This is a genomic window from Paenibacillus sp. N119s (assembly GCF_059447605.1).
Map to the genome: position 1 here is coordinate 1 of NZ_JCAJRU010000531.1, position 385 is coordinate 385.

The following is a 385-nucleotide window of genomic DNA, read 5'->3' on the forward strand; positions in this document are numbered from 1 at the left end:
AGTTACGGGGTCATTTTGCCGAGTTCCTTAACGAGAGTTCTTCCGCGCGCCTTAGAATTCTCTTCTCGCCTACCTGTGTCGGTTTGCGGTACGGGCACCTTCTCCTGGCTAGAGGCTTTTCTTGGCAGTCTGAGATCATGACCTTCGCTACTATAATTTTCGCTCCCCATCACAGCCCAGCCTTACGATGTGCGGATTTGCCTACACACCAGCCTCACTGCTTAGACGGACATCCATCAGTCCGCGTCACTACCCTACTGCGTCACCCCATCGCTCATAGCGGATTACGGTGGTACAGGAATTTCCACCTGTTGTCCTTCGACTACGCCTATCGGCCTCGCCTTAGGTCCCGACTTACCCTGAGCGGACGAACCTTCCTCAGGAA

At 54.3% G+C, this 385-nt stretch carries 1 rRNA gene; it reads right to left on the minus strand.

The features are described from left to right. A 23S ribosomal RNA gene (locus tag AC5V8P_RS26180) occupies window positions 1–385 on the minus strand; the annotation flags it as partial.